General features: G+C 66.3%; 19 protein-coding genes and 1 tRNA gene. 8 read left to right on the top strand and 12 right to left on the bottom strand.

Annotated elements, in window-relative coordinates:
* Nucleotides 1-167: 167 nt before the first annotated feature.
* Nucleotides 168-1,295 (top strand): calcium:proton antiporter, encoded by a 1,128-nt coding sequence (locus tag KV697_RS05295; RefSeq protein ID WP_257575626.1) that lies wholly within the window; start codon nt 168-170, stop codon nt 1,293-1,295.
* 159 nt (nt 1,296-1,454) lie between these two features.
* Here the strand turns inward: KV697_RS05295 and KV697_RS05290 are convergent, their stop codons facing one another.
* Nucleotides 1,455-3,209 carry a M1 family metallopeptidase gene (locus tag KV697_RS05290; RefSeq protein ID WP_219020390.1) on the bottom strand — a complete coding sequence of 585 codons (1,755 nt, stop codon included), beginning with the start codon at nt 3,207-3,209 and terminating at the stop codon, nt 1,455-1,457.
* Between the two features lie 135 nt (nt 3,210-3,344).
* Here KV697_RS05290 and lon point away from each other — a divergent pair, with 135 nt between their 5' ends.
* The 4 genes from lon to KV697_RS05270 all read left to right on the top strand — a co-directional run bounded on the left by lon (nt 3,345) and on the right by KV697_RS05270 (nt 7,309).
* Nucleotides 3,345-5,771: an endopeptidase La gene (gene lon, locus KV697_RS05285; protein WP_219020389.1), complete on the top strand. Its 2,427-nt coding sequence runs from the start codon at nt 3,345-3,347 to the stop codon at nt 5,769-5,771.
* Between the two features lie 209 nt (nt 5,772-5,980).
* Nucleotides 5,981-6,253, top strand: coding sequence for an HU family DNA-binding protein (locus KV697_RS05280; RefSeq protein WP_042489856.1), 273 nt, complete (start codon nt 5,981-5,983; stop codon nt 6,251-6,253).
* A gap of 61 nt (nt 6,254-6,314) precedes the next feature.
* Nucleotides 6,315-6,389: transfer RNA gene (locus tag KV697_RS05275), tRNA-Val, on the top strand.
* Nucleotides 6,390-6,538: 149 nt separating this feature from the next.
* Complete coding sequence (locus KV697_RS05270) at nt 6,539-7,309, top strand: EAL domain-containing protein (protein ID WP_257575625.1); 771 nt, start codon at nt 6,539-6,541, stop codon at nt 7,307-7,309.
* Between the two features lie 138 nt (nt 7,310-7,447).
* Here KV697_RS05270 and KV697_RS05265 read toward each other — a convergent pair whose 3' ends face one another.
* The 9 genes from KV697_RS05265 to KV697_RS05225 all read right to left on the bottom strand — a co-directional run bounded on the left by KV697_RS05265 (nt 7,448) and on the right by KV697_RS05225 (nt 17,637).
* Nucleotides 7,448-8,485 (bottom strand): c-type cytochrome, encoded by a 1,038-nt coding sequence (locus KV697_RS05265; RefSeq protein ID WP_219020388.1) that lies wholly within the window; start codon nt 8,483-8,485, stop codon nt 7,448-7,450.
* The gene (locus KV697_RS05260) at nt 8,482-9,060 is read right to left on the bottom strand and encodes a cytochrome c oxidase assembly protein (RefSeq protein ID WP_219020387.1); all 579 of its coding nucleotides are present in this window, start codon (nt 9,058-9,060) and stop codon (nt 8,482-8,484) included. Before KV697_RS05260 ends, KV697_RS05265 begins: the two co-directional genes overlap by 4 nt.
* A complete protein-coding gene (locus KV697_RS05255) occupies nt 9,057-9,434 on the bottom strand; it encodes a hypothetical protein (protein WP_219020386.1) in 378 nt (125 codons plus the stop codon). Before KV697_RS05255 ends, KV697_RS05260 begins: the two co-directional genes overlap by 4 nt.
* Nucleotides 9,431-11,941: a cytochrome c oxidase subunit I gene (gene ctaD / locus KV697_RS05250; RefSeq protein ID WP_219020385.1), complete on the bottom strand. Its 2,511-nt coding sequence runs from the start codon at nt 11,939-11,941 to the stop codon at nt 9,431-9,433. Before ctaD ends, KV697_RS05255 begins: the two co-directional genes overlap by 4 nt.
* On the bottom strand, nt 11,938-12,906 hold the full coding sequence (gene coxB / locus KV697_RS05245; RefSeq protein WP_219020384.1) for a cytochrome c oxidase subunit II: 969 nt from the start codon (nt 12,904-12,906) through the stop codon (nt 11,938-11,940). Before coxB ends, ctaD begins: the two co-directional genes overlap by 4 nt.
* Before the next feature lie 72 nt (nt 12,907-12,978).
* Nucleotides 12,979-13,482 carry a TspO/MBR family protein gene (locus tag KV697_RS05240; RefSeq protein WP_219020383.1) on the bottom strand — a complete coding sequence of 168 codons (504 nt, stop codon included), beginning with the start codon at nt 13,480-13,482 and terminating at the stop codon, nt 12,979-12,981.
* A 44-nt stretch (nt 13,483-13,526) separates the two neighbouring features.
* Complete coding sequence (locus KV697_RS05235) at nt 13,527-14,927, bottom strand: PepSY-associated TM helix domain-containing protein (protein WP_257575624.1); 1,401 nt, start codon at nt 14,925-14,927, stop codon at nt 13,527-13,529.
* Nucleotides 14,928-14,938: 11 nt separating this feature from the next.
* On the bottom strand, nt 14,939-17,083 hold the full coding sequence (locus tag KV697_RS05230) for a TonB-dependent receptor (protein WP_219020381.1): 2,145 nt from the start codon (nt 17,081-17,083) through the stop codon (nt 14,939-14,941).
* A 107-nt stretch (nt 17,084-17,190) separates the two neighbouring features.
* Nucleotides 17,191-17,637 (bottom strand): hypothetical protein, encoded by a 447-nt coding sequence (locus KV697_RS05225; protein WP_257575623.1) that lies wholly within the window; start codon nt 17,635-17,637, stop codon nt 17,191-17,193.
* A gap of 170 nt (nt 17,638-17,807) precedes the next feature.
* Between KV697_RS05225 and KV697_RS05220 the strand changes: the two genes are divergently transcribed.
* The 3 genes from KV697_RS05220 to KV697_RS05210 all read left to right on the top strand — a co-directional run bounded on the left by KV697_RS05220 (nt 17,808) and on the right by KV697_RS05210 (nt 21,908).
* Nucleotides 17,808-20,408: a PAS domain-containing protein gene (locus tag KV697_RS05220; protein WP_219020380.1), complete on the top strand. Its 2,601-nt coding sequence runs from the start codon at nt 17,808-17,810 to the stop codon at nt 20,406-20,408.
* Nucleotides 20,409-20,469: 61 nt separating this feature from the next.
* Nucleotides 20,470-21,180: a hypothetical protein gene (locus KV697_RS05215; RefSeq protein WP_257575622.1), complete on the top strand. Its 711-nt coding sequence runs from the start codon at nt 20,470-20,472 to the stop codon at nt 21,178-21,180.
* 32 nt (nt 21,181-21,212) lie between these two features.
* Complete coding sequence (locus KV697_RS05210; protein ID WP_219020379.1) at nt 21,213-21,908, top strand: HAD family hydrolase; 696 nt, start codon at nt 21,213-21,215, stop codon at nt 21,906-21,908.
* A gap of 158 nt (nt 21,909-22,066) precedes the next feature.
* On the opposite strand, the gene KV697_RS20275 is transcribed toward KV697_RS05210, so the two are convergent.
* Both KV697_RS20275 and KV697_RS05200 read right to left on the bottom strand, forming a co-directional pair.
* Nucleotides 22,067-23,005, bottom strand: coding sequence for a cell wall hydrolase (locus tag KV697_RS20275; RefSeq protein WP_306822687.1), 939 nt, complete (start codon nt 23,003-23,005; stop codon nt 22,067-22,069).
* 71 nt (nt 23,006-23,076) lie between these two features.
* A complete protein-coding gene (locus KV697_RS05200; protein WP_219020378.1) occupies nt 23,077-25,500 on the bottom strand; it encodes a TonB-dependent receptor in 2,424 nt (807 codons plus the stop codon).
* Nucleotides 25,501-25,523: the final 23 nt, after the last annotated feature.

Below are 25,523 nucleotides of genomic sequence, written 5' to 3'. Positions count from 1 at the left end.
CCTTCCGGCGCTTTGCGCCTCCCTCTCCCAGCGGGAGAGGGAAGGGTGAGGGCAGTTGTTGTCCTATCGCAACGAATCTGTTCGCGTCGGGACCCAACAGGGCGGTTGGCGCATTGGCATGACAGGGATGTCATTATCCCCGTCACGTTGAGGAGAAGAAACCAGCCATGAGCGAACCCGACGCCATCGTCACCGCCGGACAGAAGCGCGCGCTGCTCCAGCGTTTGCTGATGCCCTGGTGGACCCTGGTGTTCCCAATCCTGGGCCTGCTCGCTATCGCGGTGTCGCTCTACACAATGGGGACGGTCGGGGTGGTCGTAGCCGCCGTGATCCTGTTCGGCTGCGTGTTGTCGGCGGTCCATCAGGCGGAGGTCGTGGCGCACCGGGTCGGCGAGCCGTTCGGAACGCTGGTCCTGGCGGTCGCGGTGACGGTGATCGAGGTGTCGCTGATCGTCAGCCTGATGCTGTCCGATGCGGGCGACGCGTCCAGCCTGGCGCGCGACACGGTGTTCGCGGCGATCATGATTATCCTGAACGGTATCGTCGGGCTGTGCCTGCTCGCCGGGGGATTCCAACATGGCGAGCAGCGCTTTTCGCTGCGGGGGGCCAGTTCGTCGCTCAACGTGCTGACGGCGATGGTGGTGCTGTCGCTGGTCCTGCCCAACTACGTTTCGTCCGCGCCGGGGCCGACCTATGCGACGTCGCAACTGGTCTTCGTCGCGATCGTCAGCGTCATCCTCTATGGCACCTTCGTGATGGTGCAGACGGTGCGGCACCGCGATTACTTCCTGCCCGCCGACGAGGACATGCCCGCCGATGCCCATGCCGAGCCGCCGACCAATGCGGCGGCTTGGGCGGCGCTCGGCATGCTGCTGGTCGCGCTTGTTGGGGTGGTCCTGCTGGCCAAGGGGCTGTCGGGCATCGTCGAGGCGGCGATCTTGGGGGCGGGCCTGCCGCTGGCCATCGTCGGCGTGGTGATCGCGGCGCTGGTGCTGGCGCCCGAGAGCCTGGCGGCGTACCGGGCGGCCAAGCGGAACCGGCTTCAGACCAGCCTGAACCTCGCGCTGGGCTCGGCACTGGCGACCATCGGGCTGACCATTCCGGCGGTGGCGATCGTGTCGCTGATGCTGGGCCTGCCGCTGGCACTGGGGATCGGGGCCAAGCAGATGATCCTGCTGGTCCTGTCGCTGTTCACCATCACGCTGACGCTGGGCAATGGGCGGACGACCGTGCTGGGCGGCGCGGTGCATCTGGTGATCTTTGCGGCGTATCTCTTCGTGACGGTCGTGCCGTAAACTCGACCTCCGTTCCGTAGATGCCAACTCCCTGGACCCACCCTCCGTTCAGCCTGAGCGAAGTCAAAGGCCGCGGGATGAACGCCGCCAAGAACATTGGCTCGGGGCGTGCACTTCGACTTCGCTCAGTGCGAACGGAGGTGGGTAATGGGATGGCCGTTAATTGGCCTTCTTCCTCGCCGCCTGTTCCGCCTTCCACGCCCGGAACTGCTCGATCGCGACGGAGCGCTTCAGCACCTTCGCCCAGGGATCGACCACCACATGCGCGTCCGCAGGCACTGTCAGCGTGCCGGTGCCGTCCGTCATCGGCAGCGTTTCGACCTTGTCGCCGACCTGCACCTCGACCGGCAGCGGGAAAGGCCCGCCACCCGGCACCTTCCACGTCAGCGTCAGCTGGCCCCCACTGCGCGTCTCGACGATCTCGGGCAGCGCCGCCTGACGGAGATAGACGTCGAAGAACCAGCCATAATCCTTGCCCGTCACCTGCCGGACGAAGCCTTCATATTCCTTGGTCGAGCCATAGCGCGGCGTGAAATTTCCCGGCTTGGGATCGGTGCGGCCATAGACGGCCAGCCGCGTCACGTCCCAGAACGCCTTGTCCCCGATCAGGTTGTGGAGCGTGTGCAGCATCCACGACCCCTTCATATAGATGTCCAGGCCGGGGCCGCCCTTGGCCTCTTCATAGACATCCTGTTCGGTCATGCTGCGGTCGTGGACGATGGGCGACTTGTTCGCGATCTGCCCGCGCTGCGCGTCCATCATCACCGCATAGCGCGCCTCGCCCTCGCGCCAGCGGCCATAGGAGGGCTGCATATAGCTGCCATAGCCCTCGTGCAGCCAGAAATCGTCCCAGTCGACATTGGTCAGCTGGTTGCCGAACCACTCATGGCTGAACTCATGCTGGAACAGCCAGTCAAAGCCCTCGGGCGCCTTGGCATATTCATTGCCGTACGCGTTGATGGTCTGGTGCTCCATCCCCTTGTGCGGGGTCTCGACCACACCCAGCTTCTCGTCGCCGAAGGGGAAGGGGCCGACCGTCGACTCGAAGAAATCCAGCGTCGGCGCGAATTCGGCGAACAGCCCTTCCGCCTTCTCCTTCTCGCCCGGCAGATACCAGTAGAACATCGGGATCGTGTTGCCGAAGCGGCTCTTATACTTGCCCTCGACCACCTCATAGGGACCGACGGTCAGCGAGATGGCATAGGTGTTCGGATGCTTCGTCCGCCAGTTCCACCGGGTCCGCCCATCGGGCAGCGTATCGACGCCCAGCAACACGCCGTTGGATGGGGCCTTCAACCCCTTGGGCACCGTGATGTGGAGCGTGACGAGCCCCGGCTCGCCCATCGGATAGTCGAGGCACGGCCAGAGCAGGTCGCAGCCATAGCCCTGATCGGTGGTCGCGAACCATGGCCGCCCGTCGGGCGTCTTGGCCCAGACGACGCCGGTATCCCAGGGCGCTCGCACCGCGACATGGGGCGTGCCGCCATAGGTGATTTTCGCGCTGACCTTCTGCCCGGCCTTGAGCGGGCGGGGCAGGGTGATGACCAACTGACCCTCCGGGTTGGACCAGGCGCCGGCTTTCAGCGGCTTGCCGTCGATCACGATCGCCTTGACCGGCAGATTTCTGTCCAGATCGACCACCAGCCGGGCCAGCGGCGACTTTGCGGTAAAGTCCAGCACCGCAATGCCGTTCAACTCTTCGGTATCGGGCAGCACCTCGAACGACAGGTCGGCGCGGTCGAAGCGGACGGCGAGCTGTTCGGGCGGGCGGACGCCGCCGGAGATCATGGTCTGCGCGGTCAGCGGCGGCTCTCCCTTGCCCGGCAAGGCCTTAGGCGTCTGGGCGCCGGACGGCGCGGCACAGAGAAACGTGGAGGCGAGCAGCGCTAGAGCGGCATTCCGTATACGATCCATGTCGAAGGTTTTTGCGTAAGCCGCCGGGCTTGGCAAGCCATCCTTTCGCGGCTTGTCGCACCGGGAATTGATGGATCGGCAACCCTCCCCATATATAGATGCGAAGAGGCCCCGATCAGGGCCACCGGAGTTTGCATGAACCAGACCTATCCCGTCCTCCCGCTGCGTGACATCGTCGTCTTCCCGCACATGATCGTGCCCCTGTTCGTCGGCCGCGACAAATCGGTTGCGGCCCTGGAAGCGGCGATGGCGGCGGACAAGGAAATTTTCCTGGTCGCCCAGCTCGATCCGGCCGAGGACGATCCCTCGCGCGAGGATTTATACGAGATCGGCGTGACCGCCAGTGTCCTGCAACTGCTCAAGCTGCCCGACGGCACGGTCCGCGTGCTGGTCGAGGGCAAGACGCGCGGCCGCCTGGTCGAGCTGGTCGAATCGGGCACCCATCTGACCGCGACCATCGACGCGACGCCGGTAGAGGCCGACGAAGCCGCGCTCGAAGAGCAGGAGCATGACGTCAAGGCACAGATCGCCGCGCTGATGCGCTCGGTGGTCGACCAGTTCGAGAATTACGCCAAGCTCAACCGCAAGCTGCCCGCCGAAACGGCGGTCCAGCTGGCGGAGATCGAGGATGCCTCGCAGCTGGCCGATGCGGTCGCCGCGAACATCTCGGTCAAGGTCGCCGACAAGCAGGCATTGCTGGTGGAAACCGATCCGGCCAAGCGGCTGGAGATGGCCTATGCCCTGATGGAGGGCGAACTCGGCGTCCTGCAGGTCGAGAAGAAGATCAAGAGCCGCGTCAAGCGTCAGATGGAGAAGACGCAGCGCGAATATTATCTCAACGAGCAACTCAAGGCGATCCAGCGCGAGCTGGGCAATGAGGGTGAGGACGGCGACGGCGACGAGATCGCCGAGCTGACTCAGAAGATCGCGACGCTGAAGCTGTCGAAGGAAGCGCGCACCAAGGCGACCGCCGAGCTGAAGAAGCTGAAGACCATGGCGCCCATGAGCGCCGAGGCGACGGTCGTGCGCAATTACCTGGACGTCCTGCTCGGCCTGCCCTGGGGCAAGAAGTCCAAGGTCAAGAAAGACATTGCGGCGGCGCAGGCGATCCTTGATCAGGATCACTATGCGCTGGAAAAGGTGAAGGACCGGATCGTCGAATATCTCGGCGTTCAGGCGCGCACCAACAAGCTGAAGGGACCGATCCTGTGCCTCGTCGGCCCGCCGGGCGTCGGCAAGACCTCGCTGGGCCAGTCGATCGCCAAGGCGTGCGGACGCGAGTTCATCCGCCAGTCGCTGGGCGGTGTGCGCGACGAGGCCGAGATTCGCGGCCACCGCCGCACCTATATCGGCTCGCTGCCGGGCAAGATCGTGACCAATCTGAAAAAGGCTGGCACCGGCAACCCGTTGTTCCTGCTCGACGAGATCGACAAGCTGGGCCAGGATTTCCGTGGTGACCCCGCCTCGGCACTGCTGGAGGTGCTCGACCCCGAACAGAACGCCAAGTTCAACGATCACTATCTGGAGATCGACATCGATCTGTCGGACGTGATGTTCGTGTGCACCGCGAACACGCTGAACCTGCCGCAGCCTTTGCTCGACCGCATGGAGATCATCCGGCTGGAGGGCTATACCGAGGACGAAAAGGTCGAGATCGCCGAGCGGCATCTGGTCGCCAAGCAGGTCGAGACGCACGGTCTGAAGGACGGCGAGTTCACCCTGACCCAGGAGGGCCTGCGCGCCCTGATCCAGCGCTACACCCGCGAGGCGGGCGTGCGTACCCTGGAGCGTGAGATTGCGCGCCTCGCCCGCAAGGCGCTGCGCCAGATCCTGGAGGGCAAGGCGACGTCGGTGACGATCACGCCGGAAAACCTGCACGAGTTCGCAGGCATCCAGAAGTATCGCCACGGCCTGTCCGAGCAGGAGGATCAGATCGGCGCGGTCACGGGCCTCGCCTGGACCGAGGTGGGCGGCGAATTGCTGACCATCGAATCGGTGACGGTGCCGGGCAAGGGCCAGGTGAAGACCACTGGCAAGCTGGGCGATGTGATGAAGGAATCGGTCCAGGCCGCCTTCAGCTTCGTCCAGGCGCGCAGCCCCAGCTTCGGGATCAAGCCGTCGCTGTTCCACCGCAAGGACATCCATATCCATCTGCCCGAGGGCGCGGTGCCCAAGGATGGTCCGTCGGCGGGCATCGGCCTCGTCACATCGATCGTGTCGACGCTGACCGGCATCGCGGTGCGCAAGGATGTGGCGATGACCGGCGAGGTCACGCTGCGCGGCCGCGTGCTGCCGATCGGTGGCCTGAAGGAAAAGCTGCTCGCGGCGCTGCGGGGGGGGATCACCACTGTTCTGATCCCGCAGGAGAATGAGAAGGATCTGGCGGATATCCCGGCCAACATCCTGAACGGGCTGAAGATCGTGCCCGTCGCCCATGTCGACGAGGTGCTTCGCCTGACCTTGGTCGAGCCTTTAGAGGCGATCGACTGGACCGATGCGGACGAACTGGCGGCGCTGCCGCCCGCCGCGATCCCGGCAGTGGGAGGCGAACGCCACCACTGATCGTCGCAAGCGAAGGGCCGCCGGTCGAGGGATCGGCGGCCTTTTTCGTCCTTGTCGTGATAATGACACGCACTTCTGTTTGCGCCATCGTTCGCTTTGGGTAATGACGGGGTTTGACAGCACCGCCTGCCGCGTCATTATCGGTCCTTTAATATTTGGGCGGCACCGAGTCCGTCTGGTTATTCGTCGAGATCATAGGGGGTTATGGAATGAACAAGCAGGAGCTGATCGCCACCGTCGCCGACTCCTCGGGCCTGGCTCGCGGCGATGCGGTCAAGGCGGTCGACGCCGTGTTCGAGTCGATCACCGCCGCGCTGAAAAAGGGCGATGAAGTCCGTCTGGTCGGTTTCGGTACCTTCTCGGTCTCCAAGCGCAAGGCCTCGACCGGCCGTAACCCGCGCACCGGCGAGCCGATGACCATCAAGGCGTCGTCGCAGCCCAAGTTCAAGCCGGGCAAGCTGCTGAAGGACTCGGTCAACTAAATCCGAATTTTCGGGCTGGACAGGCGGCGAGTCGCCGCCTAAAGGCCCGTCTCCCGGTTACGGGCGCGTAGCTCAGCGGTAGAGCACACCCTTCACACGGGTGGGGTCACAGGTTCAATCCCTGTCGCGCCCACCATTCTTTCCAACGGCCTAGGGGTCGGGAAGGAATGGTGAACTGTATGATCGGCATGCCTTTTCTCCTTTCGGCAATTATTTGCCGAATGCCTGACAATTTAACGGGCCTTTAGCCGCCTCTCCTTATGCTCATCGGCAAAGGAGACTGTCATGCAGCCTGGGTATCGCAGCTTTTGTCCCGATCATCCGGCCTTCGCCATCGCGATGGCGTTTCAGCCGATCATGGATGTCGAGACGGGACGACCCATCGCCTATGAAGCGCTGGTCCGGGGCAGCAAGGGCGAGGGCGCCGGCGATATCCTGACGCGGATCAGGCCCGAGGAACGCTACGACTTCGACCAGCAATGCCGGGTCGCCGCGATCGAGGGCGCGGTGGCGGCGGGGCTGCTCGACGGCGGTGCGCGGCTGTCGATCAATTTCTTGCCCGACACCGTCTATTCCCCGCTCGCCTGTCTGGTGCTGACGCTGGACGCCATAAGGCGGCTGAACGTGCCCCATGAGCGGCTGATCTTCGAGTTTTCCGAACAGGCCGATATGGGCGACGGCGAACATTTGAAGACCATCCTAGACACCTATCACCATATGGGCTTCGGCACCGCGATCGACGATTTCGGCGCGGGCCATGCCGGGTTGACGCTGCTGGGCCAGGTCCGGACGGATTACATCAAGCTCGACATGGCGCTGATCCGGGGCATCGACCAGGCCATGCCCCGCCGCATGATCATTGAGGGCGTGATGCGGATCGCGGAGAAGATGGGCATCGCGATCATCGCCGAAGGGGTCGAGACGATCGGCGAATATGACGCGCTGCGGGCGCTGGGCGTGCGGTACATGCAGGGCTATCTGATCGCACGGCCGGGCTTCCGCTGCCTGCCGCCGGGGCATTTGCCGGAGGAACCGGCCTGGGCGGCGAGTGCCTGAGGGGCGCAAGACCTTCTGTTACTGATAAGGGCTACCCTCACCCTTCCGGCGCTTTCGCGCCTCCCCCCTCTCCCAATGGGAGAGGGAAGGGGCCCGCCCGCGTTAGCGAGTGGGAAGGGTAGGGGTGGCCTGGCTTTGTTAGCGCCCCCCCGCCCCATCCCCCGCCAGATAACGCGCGATCGGATCGATCATGTCCTTCGGGATACGCCGCGCGATGACGGGCATGGTCGCGTGGCTCTTGCGCGCGTCGACGATGTTCTTGTCGCCCTGCCAATGGCGCAGGCGCGCGGCGATATAGCTGGCCCGCTGTCCGGCGATCACGGGATAGGGTTTGCCGGGCGTGTGGCAGCTGACACAGGCGGGAAGTTGCTTGTCGGGCAACCCGCGCTCGACGATCTGCGCCGCTGCCGGATCGCCCGCAGGCTTCGCACCCAGCCCCGGCATCGCGGCGAAACGGCGGGCGGCGGCCTCCATGTCGGCGGGCGCCATGCGCATCGCAACCTGCTGCATCACCGCGCTCGACCGGGTGCCATTGGCATAGCCCTTGAGTGCGGCGAGCAGATATTCGGGGCGCTGGCCGCCCAGGACCGGAATGTCGGGCGCGCCGCGACCCCGACCATCGGTGCCATGGCATCCGGTGCACTTGTCGGGATCGATAGCGGGCGAAGCCTCGGCGACCAGCGCACGATATTGGGCGGGCGTCATGTCGGGCAGGCGGCGGACGAAGGCGACCATGCGGCGCACCTCGTCCTTGCGGTCCTGCACGGCCCAGGCGGGCATGCCGGTATATTTGACGCCGTGCTGGAGGATCCAGAACAGCTGCTTGTCGGTCCATTCGCGGGCATTGACCGACAGGTCGGGCGCGGGCGGGGTCGCAGCCTGCATCACGGGGGCGGGCTTCTGGCCCGGTGCTCCGTGACAGACCGCACAGCTATTGGCGAAATGCCCGGCCGCGCTCACCAGCCCGCTTGCGTCGGCGGGGTCCTTCGGCGCGGTGAAGGCGGCATGGGTGCGCACCGAATTGCGCATCGCCCAGTGGAGGAACCAGTCGGTGATCGCCCAATGCCCGCTGGAGGCGGCCAGGTTGATGACGCCCGACCAGGCGAGGCCCATGCCGAGCAGTGCCAGACCGAGTAGGGCCGCAATAGCCCGCTTCCAGGTGATGCGGATCGTCATGCGTGCGCCTCCTCTTTGGCCTGGAGCAGGTGCGCCAGCATCGCCAGCCCGCCGCACAGATAGGCGATACCGCCGACGAGCAGCATGACGACTCCCGCCATTTGCTGATCTGCCAGCGCCCCCATATCGTGGTGGCTGTAGAGCGGGCGCGGGGCGAGGCCGATCAGCGCGCCGAGCAGGGTCATGTGCATCGACGTCACGAGCAAAGCGGCAACGCCGGCGGCCCGGTGCCGCGGCGCGAGCACGGCGGCCCAGAGCAACAGGCCGACCGCCAGGAAACTCGCCTGCTCGGTGATCAGCCAGGGTAGCCCATGGTCGGCCAGCCGCCGCAGCGCCGGGACGTGCCAGCCCCAGACCACCACTGCCTCGACCAGCGCGGCGGTCAGCGGGGTGGCGAGCCGGGGTAGGCGGACCGCCGGATCGAAACGCGCGCCCTGAAGCCCCAGCGCGATCGGCGGTGCGGCGACCGCGACCGCAATCATATGCGCGACCATATGCCCGGTCATGCCCCAGCTGCTGAACGCCCAGCCGACCGACAACAGCGCCAGCCCCAGCATCAACCAGCTGCGCTTCACCGGCAATCGCCCAGCATGAGGACCGGCATCGCGGTGAAGATCACCGCAACGAAGCTCAAGGCCGCCAGCAACATCGTCGAATAGGCCAGGAAGCGCAGCCGATCGATGTCGGTGCCCTCGTTATGCGGCGGCGGGTCGCCCGGCGTGCGCGACTGCTGCCACGCGATCAGCCCCGAGGCGAGGATGACGATCAGCGCGACGACCGTCCCGATCGCAAAGGCGGTGGGGAACAGCGCCCACACGCCGATCCGCTCGCAACTGATCGCGACCCAGAGATAGGAGAAGAGGAAATGCACCGCCCAGGTCGTCGGCGGCACGATCAGCGTCCAGAGGGTGACGCGCAGGCGATGCGCGCGCTTCAGCCAGCGCTTCATAACCCCGTCTCCGGAAACAGGCCGATGGTCAGATAGGTGACGATCGCGGTCAGCGCGAAGAAATGCATGTAGACGGTGATGTTGCGGACGTCCGCGTCATGCGTCGGCGTCATCTTGCTCGCGATGCTGCGCGCCAGCGTATAGAGCTGCATGATCGCGGCGACGGCGGCATGGACGACGGTCCAGACGACCAGCACCCAGACGATGGCCGGATAGACATTAGCCTCCGGGTCCAGACCTTCCAGGCAGCGCAGGCCCGCAAACAGGCTCGCGATCGCGGTGACGGCGCCCGCGACCAGCATCCCGCGCGCGGCATTCACCGAACCCCAGCCATGAAGCTCGCGTGCGCTCAGCGTTGCAGCCCAACTCGCCAGCGACAGGGCCAGTGCCATCAGCGGCCCGCCGCTACCCGGCCCGTCGAACCCCGCGCCGAAATCGGGATGGATCGTCCAATAGAAATAATAGCCGAAGACCAGCCCCGAAAAGGCGGTGGCGTCGGCCATCATGGTAATGAACATCGCCCACCAGCCGGGCGCGGCGGGGCCGGAGATATAGAGCGGCAGCTTCATGCCGTGGCCAATCGGCTTTTCGGGCTTTTCCGGAATTTCGGCGGTGTCCCACAGCCACCACAAGATGCAGCCCAGCGTCACCACGCCGCCCAGCGCCGCGACCAGATAGAGGTGATAGGTGGTCAGGATGAACACGCTGCCCAGCGCGACGGCGGTCAGCATCGGCTTGACGCTGGGCGTGCCCAACCGGATCACCGAGACGGGCTTGGCGTCGAGGACCGAGGTGATGATCGTCTCGCGGCGGCCTTCCTCGGCATCGGGCAGGAAGAAGCGGCCTTCATCGACCTTGGCGACGAAGTTCTTCTGGTCCCAGATCGGATAGCGGCTCTCGACCAAGGGCACCGAGCGGATGCCCCAATCCTCGTCATCCGGGTGCGCCAGCCATTCCAGCGTGCCCGCGTTCCACGGATTGCGCGGCGACTTGGGCCGCGTCGGCGAGAGCATCAGGTCGACGACCAGCACTGCGACCCCGGCCGCGAACATATAGGAACCGGCGGTCGAGGCGAGGTTGAGCCAGCCGATGCCCAGTTCTTCCGGATAGGTGAAGACGCGACGCGGCATCCCCTCCAGCCCCGAAAGATGCATCGGGAAGAAGGTCAGGTTGATGCCGACGAACATGATCCAGAAGGCGATGCGCCCCAGCCGGTCGGACAGTTTCTTGCCGGTGATCAGCGGCCAGTAATAATAAAGGCCGCCGAACAGCGGCAGCAGCGTGCCACCGATCAGCACGTAGTGCAGGTGCGCAACGATGAAATAGGTATCGTGGGCCTGCCAGTCGAAGGGGGCCACCGCCACCATCACCCCGGTCAGCCCGCCGATGACGAACACGGCCAGGCTTCCGCTCGCATAAAGGAGCGGCGTCGACCACTTCACCTTGCCCGCCCAGAGCGTGGCGATGAAGGCGAAGATCTGAACGCCGGTCGGGATGGCGACGGCTTCGGAGGCGGCGGAGAAAAAGGCCAGGCTGATCTTCGGCAGGCCGGTCGCGAACATGTGGTGCACCCACAGGCCGAACGACAGGAAGGCGGTACCGACGGCGGCCAGCACGATCCACGGATAGCCGAGCAGGTGGCGCTGCGCGAAGGTCGGGATCATCATCGCGAACAGCGCGATGGAGGGCAGGAAGACGATATAGACTTCCGGGTGGCCGAAGATCCAGAACAGGTGCTGCCACAGCAGCGGATCGCCGCCCCGCGCCGCGTCGAAGAACGGCCAGTTGAGCAGCCGCTCCATCTCGAACAACAGGTCGCCCGCGATCAGCGGCGGGAAAGCGAACAGGATCATCACCGCCACGACCAGGATATACCAGGCATAGAGCGGCATCAGGTTCAGCCGCATGCCGGGCGGGCGGCATTTCAGCACGCCGACGATCAGCTCGACGGCGGCGGCCACCGACGACACCTCGATGAAGGAAAGGCCCAGCATCCAGATATCCGCGCCCAGTCCCGACAGGTCGGTTCGGGTGGTCAGCGGCGGATACATGAACCAGCCGCCATCCGGCGCGGCGTTGAAGAAGATCGAGCCGCCGACGAACACGCCGCCGATCAGGAAGCTCCAGTAACCAAAGGCCGACAGGCGCGGAAAGGGCAGGTCGCGCGCGCCGAGCAGCTGGGGCAGGAGGATGATCGACACCGCCTCGAACATCGGGACGGCGAACAGGAACATCATCATCGAGCCGTGCAGCGTGAACAGCTGGTTGAAGGTATTCGCCGAGACGAGATCGTTGTCGGGCACCGCCAGCTGGGTGCGCATGATCAGCGCCAGCACGCCCGCGAACAGCATGAAGCCGAACGCGGTCAGCGTGTACCAGACGCCGACCCGGTTATTGTTGGTGTCGGTCCAACGCAGGAACAGGCCGCTGGGTGGTTTCCACACCGCGCGCAGCCGCTCTTCCTGGGCGGCGCGAAGCTGGGGATCGTCCTGTGCGTGGAGGCTCATTTCAGGCCCTGAAGATAGCGGGCGAGGGCGATCGCCTCATCATCCGACAATTGGGGGAAGGACGGCATTCGGACGCCGGGCTTGGTCTTTTCGGGGTGGCGGATGAAGGCGGCGACGTTCGCCTCCGTGATCGGCAGGATGCCCGCCGCCAGCGTCCGGCGCGATCCGAAATGGGTCAGGTCGGGGCCGATCCGGCTGGGCGCGTTGACACCCCCAATGCCATGGCAGCCGCCGCATCCGTTCGCGGCGAACAGGCGTGCCCCGGCATCGTCGCCCGGCCGGGCGGGACGGGCCTGCTCGGCCAGCCACGCGTCGAAGGCGGCGGGCGGCATGGCGATGACGTCGAACGCCATCAGCGCATGGGACAGCCCGCAAAATTCGGCGCATTGCCCGCGATAGCGGCCGGACTTGTCGGCGCGCACGACCAGGCTGTTGATGCGGCCGGGGATCATGTCCATCTTGCCCGCCAGCCCCGGTATCCAGAAGCTGTGCACCACATCGCCGCCGCTCAGGCGAAAGGCGACGGTGCGGCCGGTGGGGATGCGGATTTCATTGGCGCTCAGCACGGGCGCTCGGCCCGGCGGCGCATAGGCGACGCGCCACCAGAATTGCTCGCCATCGACCGCGATGGTCAGGTCGGCGGGCGAGGCCGGGCGAGGACGCATATAGGGCAGCGAATAGGCGAGCAGGCCGAGCAGCACGACGGTCGGGATGATACCGCCCAGCCACAGGACGATCCGCATCCCCTTGCGATGGTCGATCGATCCCTCAGGCGCTCGGACGGCATGGCGCATCAGCAGCGCGACACCGCCCGCGATCAGCACCGCGCCGACTAGCATGATGATGAAAAGATGCCGAATATCGGCCGCATCCGCCCCGAACGGCGCCAGCGTGGATTGATGCGTGTTGCATCCCGCCAGGAAACCGGCTGTCAGAATCGAGATGGCGCTGCTTTTCCCCCGCATCGCCTCCGAACGTTTCCTAGGCGGAATAGTTCATGCCGGCTTCATCTAAAGTTCATGTTTGGGGCGTTTCTGCTATCGATTGTCGTTGCGACGCCACACTTCCCCCGCCAGCAGGGTCGCAAAGCCCAGCCACGCCGCCAGCGGCATCACGCTGACCGAAGCGGGGCTATCGACTTTCCAGGCGGTGGCGGCGAGCGCGGTGGTACTAAGCGCCATCGCTCCGGCGGCGGCGGTGCTGGCGCCGGTGCGCCGTTCGCGGAAAAACAGCTCGGTCCAGCCGCCGATCATCGCGCTGTTGCCCAGCCACAGTGCGACCGACGTATTGCGCGCGGGCGAGGGGGCCGCGCGCAGCAGGCGATAGCCGCCGACCGCCGCCAGGGTCTCCAGCACGGGCCAGACCGCACCGAACACCGTGTCGGGCGGGGTGAAGCCCGGCTTGTCGAGCCGCGCATACCAGCGGCGGATGCGCGGGTGCGACGGATCGGGGGCGTTACGCCGCCCGATCAGCGCGCTCAGCCCGAGCACACCCGTCGCGATACCGCCCGCCACCAATGGCGATAATCCTTTGTTCTTCATGGCCGTCATCCCTTTGCGAAGGTCGGTGGGATAACGGCTTTCGTTCAAGCCTGTTCAATCGCGAGACGGCGGCGGCTCCAGAGCAAGGCCCGGTCGAGCAGGCCGATGACGACCAGCGACGCGCCGAACAGCGGCAGGGCGATCCCCGCCACCACCAGCGATAGAAGCAGCCCGCCGACCCGCGCGCCCGACAGCGCAGGCGGCGCGCCGACCCGCCCGGCCGGGCGACGTTTCCACCACATCGCCACGCCGCTGATCGTCAGGACCCAGATGGCGATGCAGGGGATCAGCATCAGCAACTGGTTCGCGCGGCCGAAATAATTGCCCATGTGAAGCTGGACACCCGATTCCACCGCGCGGCCGACGATGCCATAATCGGCATAGCGCACCTCCGGCCCGATGGGCCTGAAGCTGTAGCGGTCGATATAGAGCGTCTTCTGCCCCACCGGCCGGTCGGGATAGGTGAAGACGGTATAGACTCCATCCGCGCCCTTGGGCAGGAACAGGCGGTAGCTGCCCGACCAGCCATGCGCGTGCAGGATCGCCGTCACCCGGTCGGTGCCGCCAATGACGGCGGGGTCGTGGGTGGCGCCGGGCATCTCCGGGCCGTGATCGGCATGTTCGCCGCCCATGGCGGCCATCGCCGAACGGGGCATGGGAGCATCCTCCAGCGTCCAGGGCGCATCCCCCAAGGCGGTCTTCATCGGCACGCTATGGGGTATGTTGTACTGCCGGAAGGAAGGTGGATAACCGATGCCCAGCGCCGCCCCGACCCGGTGGATCAGCGGCCCGCTGACCCCCGCCCAGGGCAGGCCGGTGACGATCAGGAAGCCGATCAGCGCGATGCTCCACACGCCGACCGGCCCGTGCAGATCGCGCCAGAAGCGTCGCCCGCGCCCCCGCCATCGCGGCCAGAGCGTCCCCGCCGCCGTGAACCGCCCGCGCGGCCACCACAGGATGACGCCGGTGACGAGCAGGACCAGCGCCCAGCTGACGGCCAGCTCGACCAGCCGCTCGCCGAACACCCCCATCAATATGGAACGGTGCATGGCATCCGCCCAGCCGACCAGCGTGCGGTCATAGTCCACGCTGCCCAGCACCCGTCCCGTGCCGGGATCGACCGAGACGCGGCGTGGCGGTCCTTCGTTCGGCTGGACGAAGACCACTGCCGAGCGGTCGTTGGTCTGCGGCATGTCGACGCGCGACGCACTGCCCGGATAGGCAGCAAGAGCGGCCTCGATCATAAGCGACATCGGCACATCGGTGCGGTGCGGAGCGACGAAACGCAGCTCTGGATAGATCGCGTCGTTCAGCTCGTCGTTAAACAGATAGATGGCGCCGGTCAGGCTGAGCATCAGCAGGATCGGCGCGATCAGCAGCCCGGCCCAGAAATGCCAGCGCCAGATGGTCCGGTGAAAGGCGGCGTGGCGGGAAGCGGGTGTCATCGGCATGTTCCTCACAACCGGGCCGTCAGCGCGATGTCGAAGGATCGCGGCGCGCCGATATAGACGTTGGTGCTTGGGTAGCCCGAATACTCACCGTAGAAGCGGTTGGTCAGGTTGCGTCCGCGCAGCGTCACGCTGGTGTGCGGACCGACCGGCACCGACAGGCTGGCATCGAGCAGCGTGTGACCCGCGACATGGATACTGTTCGCCGTGTCGGTATAGAAGCCGCCCGCCTGTCGCAGGATACCGCCCAAGGTGACGTCGTGCGGCAGCGTATAGAAAGCGGAGGCGAACAGCGTCGTGTCCGGCACGTTGATCGGCCGGTTGCCGCTACGGTCGACCCGCACGCCGCCGACCAGTTCCGACAGCTGGTCATAGCGCGCATCGGTCCAGGATGCGCCCACCGTCAGCCGCAACGGGGGCGAGGGGCGAAGCTCGCCGGTGAGCTCGATCCCGCGCGAGGATTGCCGCCCGCCCTGAACGCTCAACGCCGGGTTGGTCGGGTCGCGGGTCAGGATGTCCGACTGGACGATGCGATAGACCGCGCCGGTCAGCGTCGCGCGGTTGCCCCAGCCGCTTGCTTTGAACCCCGCCTCGACCGCATGGCCCTTGGTCAGTCGAAAGCGGCTATTGGCGATCGAGGCGAGCAGGATGGTCGACACCGGCGAGACGGCGGTAGTGTATTGCGCATAGAGCGTCACACCCCGCACCGCGTCCCAGGTCGTGCCCGCGCGCCACGACACCGGATCGAAGCGCGGCGCATGGCGGTCGGTCGCGCCTCCGACATTCTGGATCGTCGCCCGGTCGAGCGCGATATGGTCCCAGCGCACCCCGCCGACGAGCAACCAGCGCGCGGTCAGGTTGACCGCATCCTCGGCAAAGAGTGCTGCCTGTTTCAGCCGCGAGCGGAAGGTCACATTGCCGCTCGTAAAGACGCTCGGCGAGGTCGGCGCGACGATCAGCGCGGGGTTGCTCAGATCGACATCGGGCAGGATGCCGAGCGGGGCCTGCTGCCGAAGGCTGGTGAAGTCCGTCGCGTTATACTCGGCACCCAGGCTGAAACGGTGGCGCAACCCTGCGATCCGTCCGTCGCGTCCGATGACCCCACGCACATTCCAGAAATGATGGTCGTGGCGGAAATCCTGATAGCTTTGCCGGATGCTGCCACCCGGAAAACGGGCGTTCGGTGCGACGAAGCTCTGCGTATCGGCGAGCAGGAAGGCACGGTCGGCGGTATAGCCGGTCAGGTCCAGCGTGGCGGTACAGCCGTCGCCGATCGTCCAGTCGAGCCTTGAGCGAACCGTCGTCTCGTTCGCGCCCGACCATGCGCCCTGCGGGTTGTAGTTGCGCTGCCGCAGGCTGCGGTCGGCGACCAGCCCGGCGCTGCTGCGCACCGCATCGCTGGGGTCAAGCGCATAGCGGGCGGGGATCAGCGGCAGGCCCTGATAGGTCGCGTCATAGCGATCCTCGAAATGATCGATCGCGACCAGCAGCGACAGGCGATCGCTCGGAAGAAAGAGCGCGCTGGCGGTCAGCCCGGTCGACACGCTGGCATTATGATCGACATCGTACAGGCTGTCGGATCGCTGGTAACTGGCGTCTGCCCGCACCGCGATGGTGGGCGACACGGGCAAGTTGACGCCGCCGCCCGCAAACACCGTGTCGAAACTGCCGCCCGAGAGCATCAGGTCGAGCGTGCGCTCGCCGAGCACCGGCTTGCGCGTGACCTTGTTGATGACGCCCGCCAGCGCGCCTTCGCCATAGAGGACGGAGGCGGGGCCTTTCAGCACCTCGATCCGGTCGTAATGCCAGATATTGCTGTCGCGCTGGGTGATGGTGGAGGCAGCGATCCGCACCCCGTCCTGCAGGATGGAGACGGTGTTGCCCGAAAAGCCGCGCATCGCGACGACCGCCGGATTGCCCGGCACATTGCCCGAAATCGCACCGACCACCTGGTCGAACGCCTCGCGCGCCGTGCGGACGCCGCGCCTCTGGAGTTCGTCCTGGGTCAGGACTTCGATACTGGCGGGGGTTTCACGGATCGACAGGGGCAGGCGGCTGGCCGCCCCGGCACTCGTGTCGAGCGAGCGTTCGGCGGTGACGACGATGGTAGGCGACGCGGGTGGCGCCGTCTGGGCGGACAGATTGTCCGGCATCGGAAGGAATAAAGGCATGAACAGGCTTTCGACCGACCCCCGCCGGAACGGGGGCGAACATCATGAAGGCACCGCCGCCCAAGGGTAGCGATGCCGGATGAGACGGGTCAGGAAAGCGCGGGCGGTCCTCGCAAGGGTGGCCGCAGATAAAGCGCGGCGGCGGGTCGGGGCAGGACCGGCATGGCCCGACCGACGCTCATGACGAAGATGACGAGCAGGACGAGCTGGATCGGATCGGTCGCCGCCAGACCGGGCGCGGTCAGCCCGGCAAAGGCGCAGGGCATGTCGCGGCCGTGATCCTTGTCGGAATGGCCTTGGCCATGTCCGCCCCGGTCGTGCGCCATGGTGGCATGGCCCATCGCCATGGCCCCGCCATGTGCCATCGGGGCCGTGTCCGGTACGGGCGCGCTGCCTGGGCACAGGATGATCGCCGCCTGCCCCTCGACCTGCCCGATCATGTACCCCGCCGGGATCAGCAGCTTCAACAGCAGCGCCGCCGCGCAGAGGAGCACGGCCAGATGGCGTTGCGCGAACAGGCTGCGGATCGCCGTCACGGGGCGAGGCGGTAGTCGAGCCGATCGGCCCTGTCACTCGGACAGATCAGCCCATGGACAAAATGGCCCGATCCCGTGTCCGAGCCAATTTCCTGATCCAGATTGAGGGGCGCCAGAGGGACCGCCAACCGACGCTGGCGCCGGGCCGCGCTCTGATGCAGGGTCGCATCATGGTGCATTCTCCCGCCTTTGCTTTTCTCGACGGTGTATCGGGTCGGGTCGTGGACGAGATGATCGCGTTCGATTGGGCGGCGACCAGCCTGGGCCGCCCAGAAGCATGGCCCGCGGCGCTCAAGGCGCAGATCGCGACGATGCTGGCCTGTCCGGTGCCGATGTATCTGGTCTGGGGGCCGGATCTCATCTCCTTCTACAATGACGCCTATCGCCCGATCCTGGGCTATCGCGCCGACACTGCCATGGGCACGCCCTTCCGCGTGCTGTGGGGCAGCATCTGGGACGACATCGCGCCGCTGGTCGACAAGGCATTGTCAGGACAGGTCGCGCAGATGACCGACATGCGGCTCGATCTGGCGCGCGAGGGGCGACCGGAGGAGAGCTTCTGGACCTTTTCCTACTCGCCGGTCTTCGACGACCGCGGCACGATCGCAGGCATGGTCTGCGTCACCGGTGAGACGACGGCGCGCGTCCTGGCCGAGCGGCGCCAGCGCGAGGCGGACGAGCGGCTGGAGCTGGCGCTGAGTTCGGGTGCGCATGTGGGTATGTGGGACTGGGACGTGGTGAACGATTCGATCCGTTCCGACCCACGTTTCGCGACGATGTACGGGGTTGATCCGGCCGCAGCCGAGACGGGCCTGCCGATCGCGGAGTTCTTCAAGGGCATCCACCCCGAGGACCGCGACAGGGTCCAGCGCGAGGTCATGGAGGCGATGGCCGGACTGGAGGCGAAGAGCGGCGGTGGCGAGACGGCGGGGCGCTTCGTCTCAGAATATCGGCTGGTCCAGCCGGGTGGCACGATCCATTGGGTATCGGCGCGGGGCCGCTGTATCGCCGATGAGAGCGGCCGCTGCGTGCGCTTTCCCGGCGTCAGCTTCGACATCACCGATCGGATCTTCACGGAGCAGCAGCTCCGCGAAAGCGAGGCGCGGGCACGGCTGAACGCCGAACGGGTGCAACTGGCCCAGGAGGCCGGTGCGATCATCGGCACCTGGTTCTGGGATCTGCGGTCCAATCGCTTCACCTGCGACGAGCCGTTCGCGCGGCATTTCGGAATCGATCCCGCGCTCGGCCATGAGGGATTGGAAGTCGAGAAGGTGGTCGAGCTGGTCCATCCCGACGACCGGGCGGGGCTTTCGGAGGCGGTGCAGGAGGCCATTGCGCGGGGCGGTCCCTATGCCCACCAATATCGCGTTCGACGCCATGACGATCATTACCACTGGCTGGAGGCCATTGGCCGGGTCGATCATGCCCCCGATGGTACGCCCAGCCAGTTTCCCGGCGTGTTGATCGATGTCGGCGCCCGTCGTGCGCTGGAGGTCGAACGCGACACCGCCATCGCCGAACTGCGTGCGCTGACCGACCAGCTGGAGCAGCGTGTCGCCGACCGCACCGCCGAACTGATGCGTGCTGAGGAGGCCCTGCGCCAGAGCCAGAAGATGGAGGCGGTGGGTCAGCTGACCGGCGGGCTGGCACATGATTTCAACAATCTGCTCGCCGGGATTTCGGGGTCGCTGGAGCTGATGGCGCTGCGGCTCTCGCAGGGGCGGGTGAACGATCTCGACCGCTATATGGACGCGGCGCAGGGGGCGACGCGGCGCGCGGCGGCGCTGACCCACCGGCTGCTCGCCTTTTCGCGGCGGCAGACGCTGGCGCCCAAGCCGACCGATATCGCCGCGCTGGTCGCGGGGATGGCCGATCTCATCCGCCGTACCGTCGGGCCGGGCATCGCGCTGGAGACGCATGGCGCGGCCGATCTGTGGACCGTGCTGGTCGACGCGCCGCAGCTGGAGAATGCGCTGCTGAACCTGTGCATCAACGCGCGCGACGCGATGCCGGGCGGCGGGCGGATCACGATCGAGATGGTCAATCGCCGTCTGAACGAGGACAATGCCCGCTTCGCCGACATACCGGACGGCGAGTATTTGGCGCTGTGCGTCACCGATACCGGCACCGGCATGACCCCGGACGTGATGGAAAAGGCGTTCGACCCCTTCTTCACCACCAAGCCACTGGGCCAGGGGACCGGGCTGGGGCTGAGCATGATCTATGGCTTTGCCCAGCAATCGGGCGGGCAGGTGCGCATCCGCTCCGCACCGGGCGAGGGGACGACGGTGTTCCTCTATCTGCCGCGTCATCACGGCCCGGCCGAGCAGGACGGCGAGAATGCCACGGGCGTCCCGACCAGTGCGTCGGGGGCGGGCGAGACGGTGCTGGTCGTCGATGACGAGGCGACGGTGCGGATGATGATCGCCGATGTCCTTCGCGACATGGGGTATCGGGTGATCGAGGCGGTCGACAGCGTCGAGGGGCTGGCCGTGCTGCGATCGGACGAGCGCATCGATCTGCTCGTCACCGATGTCGGCTTGCCCGGTGGCATGAACGGGCGGCAGCTGGCCGAGGCGGCACGCGAATTACGACATGAATTGAATGTCATGTTCGTCACGGGCTATGCGGAGAATGCGGTGCTGAACAGCGGGCATCTGTCGCCGGGTATGCAATTGCTGACCAAGCCCTTCACGGTGGATGCGCTGGTCATGGGGATTCAGGCGGCGATGGGCGCGGGTGCGCGGCGGTACGAACCCCACGCGCCCTGACACGCCCGGCGGCGATGGCTCTCCGGCACCGCGGTACTGCGCAATGCCTGGGAGTTTCACGATGTTCATGACCAGCCGACTGGCCTTTTCCACCTTGGGGCTTCTGCTCTTCGGTGCTCCGGCCGCCGCCCAGTCCGGCCCCGACATCCCGGAGCCGATGGTCTTCGACATGATCCGGCCGCTGACCGCCAAGGCGGGGGAGATCGAGGTCAACACACTGGCGCAGCGCGACCTGACCGGCCCGCGCGGTGAGCTGGAATGGGCACCCGAGGTCGAGATCGCGGTGGCGGGCGGTTTTGCCGTCGAGCTGGAACTGCCGCTCATCAATGCCCGCGTCGTCCAGTACAAGATGGGCCTTCAGAAGCGGCTGGGCACCTTCCGGGGCGGGCGCAGCGTGCACGGCGTCCAGTATCTGGGCCTGCACGACCGGGAGGAGGGCGGCTGGACCTCCACCCTGTTATGGCTGCTCGGCAACCGTTTCGGCGAGCGGTGGAGCACGATGACGATGCTCGGCGTCGGCGACGTTACCTTGCGCGAGGGCAACGAGACGGGGACGATCATCAACCATTCGACCTTTTACGACGTGAACCCCGACACGGTGCTGGGCCTGGAGCTGAACCGGCAGAATGGGCAGGGCGCCTATTGGCTACTGATGCCCCAGGTCCACCGTAGCTTCGGCAAGCTGGGAGTGCAGGGCGGTGTCGGCGCCGAAAAGGCGCGAGCGGAGCGGTTTCGGCCACGTTTGGGCTTGCGCCTCATCCGCGAGCTGTGATGGAAACGCCGCCGCCAAATGGGAGACACTGCATGACCATCGCGCTGATCTGCCTCGATGCGGATGACACGCTCTGGCACAATATGCGCCATTTCGCGGCGACCGAGGAAGCCCTGGTCGGCTTGCTCGCCCCCTTTGCCGAGGCGCGGGTGGCGCGGGCCACTTTGGAGGCGTGCGAGGCGCGCAACCTGCGGCTATACGGCTACGGCGCCAAGGGCTTCACCCTGTCGATGATCGAGACGGCGGTGGAATTGGCGGGGCCGACCCTGCCCACCGACCTGATCGCGCGGGTGCTGGAGGCGGGGCGGCAGCTGCTGGCGCATCCGGTCGAGCTGCTCGACGGCATCGCCGACACGATCGAGGCTTTGCGCGAGCGGGGCAGGCTGGTGCTCGTGACGAAGGGCGACCTGCTGCACCAGGAGGCGAAGCTGGCCGCGTCGGGGCTGGGGTCGCATTTCGATGACGTGGCGATCGTCAGCGACAAGACGCCCGATACCTTCGCCCGCATCTTCGAGCGCCACGGCGTCGCCCCCGAGGCGGCGGTGATGGCGGGGGATTCGATGCGCTCGGACATACTGCCCGCGCTGAAGGCAGGGGCTTGGGCCGCCTATATCCCGCAGCCGCTGGCGTGGAGCCATGAGGCGGGCGAAACGCCGGTCGATCACCCGCGCTTCCGCCAGCTGGAGCGGCTGGGCGACTTGCCCGAATGGATCGACGCGATCGGGTGATCGCTTTCGAGCGGGAAGGGTGGCCTCTTCTTCCTTCCCCCGCCACCTCGGCAAAGGCCGGGGTCCAGTTACGAGCTGGTCCAGCAAGACTTACTGCCGTTGACCCAACTGGATCCCGGCTTTCGCCGGGATGGTGTGTGAGGTTCTAACGGACCCGATCAGCCCGGATCGCTTTCCTCACCGACGATCACGCCCGAGGGGGCATCTCCGCCGCCATGGGCAAAGCCGTTGCGGTGGATACGCACACCCGCCGTCGACACGGGTGTCGGCTTCGCATCGGGCCCCACCCCCGTCGCGTCCGCCCGCTGCTCGCCGCGATGTATGATGACGCCGTGCATCGCCTCGGCCATCGGCGCGGCGGGGGGAGTCAGGACGGGGGCGGGGACGGGAATGTTCGGCTCCACCCCCGCATAATCCTGGCGGAAAGACAGGTCGCGCTCCAGCGCCCCGCGCCAGCGATAGAAGATATGCGTGCCCACCGAGCCGATCCGGCTGAGGCTGGAAGCCCACCAGGGCAGCACGTAATTGGCATGGTAGAAGGTCGCCGCCCCGACCGGTGCATAGACAAACCCGGCCAGCGCGGCTTGCGCGACGGCGGCGGCGCGGTTCCAGGCGGTGGGGTCGCGGGGTTGCAGCATCGATCCGTCGCAGGTGAAGCTGAACTGGCAGCCGGTCGAGCGTCCCGATCCCTGATAAACGACGCCGCAGATGCTCTTGGGGAAAGCGCGGTCGCGGACGCGGTTGAGCACCACCTGGGCGACGGCACGCTGGCCCTCGACCGGCTCGGAGCGGGCCTCGTAATAGATGGCGGCGGTCAGGCACTCGGCGGCGCGTGCGGCGTCGGTCGCGGTGCGGGCAATGCCGCTGAAGGCGGGGGCGGCGGCCATTTCGATGGGGGTATTGCCGCTGATCGCCTCGGGCAGGTCGGTGTCGGGCACGTCCAGCGCGAGCTGGCGCAGCAGCGTCCGCGCGGTTGGCGGCGGCACATCCAGCGTCAGATGTGCCGGTGCGTGAAGGGCGGGGGTGCAGGAGGTGGCGATCGCCAGGCTCGCCATCAACATCAACCAGCGCAGCACGACATCCGCTTCCCAACCCATGGCCCCATGCACCGCCTGTAGCGGGCCGGGGTTAGGAAGCGGTTAAGTGCCGATAACCAAGGCGTTCGGGATCAGAAACGCGCGCCCAGCTCCACGCCGTAGAAGCGCGGCTCGCCCGCTATATAGGTCGGGGCGTCGAACGTGCCGCCGGTATTGCCCGCGTCGATCAGATAGCGCTTGTTGGTCAGGTTGCGCGCGAAGGCACCGACATGGAAACGGCCGTGATCGCCGAACTCGACGCCCGCGCGCAGATTGACCAGCGTATAACCGCCTTGCGAGATGGCTTCGCTATTGGGCAGCTCGAAATACACTTTCGAGCGATAGGTGGCACTCGGGGTCGCATAGAAGGTCGCCGACGAACCGATCGGAATACGGACATTGGCGCCGCCGGATGCCGAGGTGTCGGGTTGCAGGCGGAAGCGGTTGCCCGCGAACACGCCGTTCGAAGGGGCATTGCCGATCCCGCCATCGATATAGGCGAAGGTGCCGAACAGGCTGAGCCAGCGATGGAGCGCGACATTACCCTCCAGCTCGACGCCCAGATTGTTGGCCGACCCGGCACTGCGCGTCACGGTCAGGCCGTTCTCGAACACCGTGACCTGAAAGCCCTTGTAACGCTGATAGAAGACGGAAGCCGCACCCGAAAAGGGACCGACCCGCCCCTTGATACCGCCCTCGTAATTCCAGACATTTTCGGCCGGAATGATCTGAAGCCGCGGGATCGCGCCCGAATTGGCGACGCTCAGCGGGACGATGCGCTGCGCGTCGAGCTGCACCACCGGCGAGCGGCGGCCCTTGCTGATCGTCGCATAGACGTTCACGTCGTCGCTCAGCCGATAGAGCGCATTGAAGCGCGGCAGGATCGCGGCATAGCTGCGCTCTGCGGTGAATTCCTGCCCCTTGGTATTGGCGGCGGCGAGCAGGCTGGTGAAGATACCCGCACCCGCCAGTAACCGGCTGTCGGGCATGACAGAGCTATAGCCCGACTGGCGATCCTCGATCAGGATGCGGGCGCCCGCCGTCAGCTCCAGCGCGGTTACCGGGATCCAGGTGGCGTCGGCAAAGACCGAATAGGTGTCGGTATTGCCGTAATTGGCGAAACTGGCGCTGTAGGGGACGACGGTCGCCGTACCGCGCGACAGGATGGCGGTGGCCCTCGCGCCCGGTATGGTGCCGTTGGGCGCGACGCAGGCCGTGCCGGTCGGCACGCCCGCCGAATTCAGCAGCTGGCGGATCGGCGCGAAGTCGCGGGCCACCGAGCAGGCCAGATAGGTCCCTTCCTCGGTCGAGAAGGGCACACGCTGCTGCCCGTTCTCGAAGAAGGCGTTCCAGCCGAAGGACGCGCGATAATGCGCGCCGTCGAAGGAGAAGCGGCCTTCATGGCTCCACTGCTCGCCCTTGGCATCCTCGGCGAACTCCAGATACCAGGCGGGGCCGCCATCCGCGTCGAAGATTTCCAGCGCGTCGAACCGGCGATAGCCATTGACCGTGGTGAAGGTGATGCCCGGCGCGACATCGACCGCGACCGTCAGGTTCGCGTCATAGACGTTGCGGGTCAGCCCCAGCTTGCGCTTGCCCAGCACCTCGGCCGAGAAGGGCGAGCCGGACAGCTCGGCATAGCCATAGTCGCCGGTCTGGCCGCCGGTGGGGGCGAAGACGCGGCTCTTGAATGCGGTGCCCGGATTGCGCTGTCCGTCATAGGTGAGGACCAGATCGGCGGTGAGGGACGAATTGGGCGTCCAGCGCAGCGACCCGCGAACCCCGCGCTGGTCCTGACCGTTCAGATCGTCCTGATCGACGCGGCCTTGATTCTGATTGGGGACGTTCGGATCGCCCGCGATGTTGCGGACATAGCCGTCGCGATATTTATACGCGAAGGCGATCCGCCCGGCGAGCGTGTCGTTGCCCGCGTTCAGATAACCCGACACCTGCGTCCGGTCGAAATTGCCGTAGGAGGCCAGGATGCCGCCCTCGGTCCCGGCGCGGGGCTTGGCGGAGACGATGTTGATCGCGCCGACCGCGGCGGCGGTGCCGAACAGCGTCGCCTGCGGCCCCTTCACCACCTCGATCCGCTCGATATCGTACAGGTCCTGATAAGCGCCCTGCTTCCGGCTGATGTCGACGCCATTGTAATAAACAGTGACGCGCGCGCCCTGCTGGGCCGAGCCGGAGTCCGACGTGATGCCTCGGATCACGAAGCCGGGGCTGTTCGGGCTCTGCTCCTGGATCTGAAGGCCGGGGATATATTGCGCGACCTCGGACAGCGAGTTGACGCCCAGATCGGCCATGCGCGCGCCGGTAACGGCGGTGACGGTGACGGGTACGTCGGTGATCCTCTGCTCGCGCTTCTGGGCGGTCACGATGACATCGGCATTTTCCGCCGCATCGTCCTGCGGCTGGATCATCGCCTGCGCCGCCGCCGACTGGATGAACGCGGCCTGCGACAGGCCAGCCAGCAGCACGGCCATGGTGGCGCGGCCGATCGTCGAATTCATGATGCCCCCGATATTACCCCGTT

The sequence above is a fragment of the Sphingomonas sanguinis genome (genome assembly GCF_019297835.1).
GTDB lineage: Bacteria > Pseudomonadota > Alphaproteobacteria > Sphingomonadales > Sphingomonadaceae > Sphingomonas > Sphingomonas sanguinis_D.
Note: the sequence above shows the minus strand (reverse complement) of the source record. Positions and strands in the feature narration are given on the sequence as shown.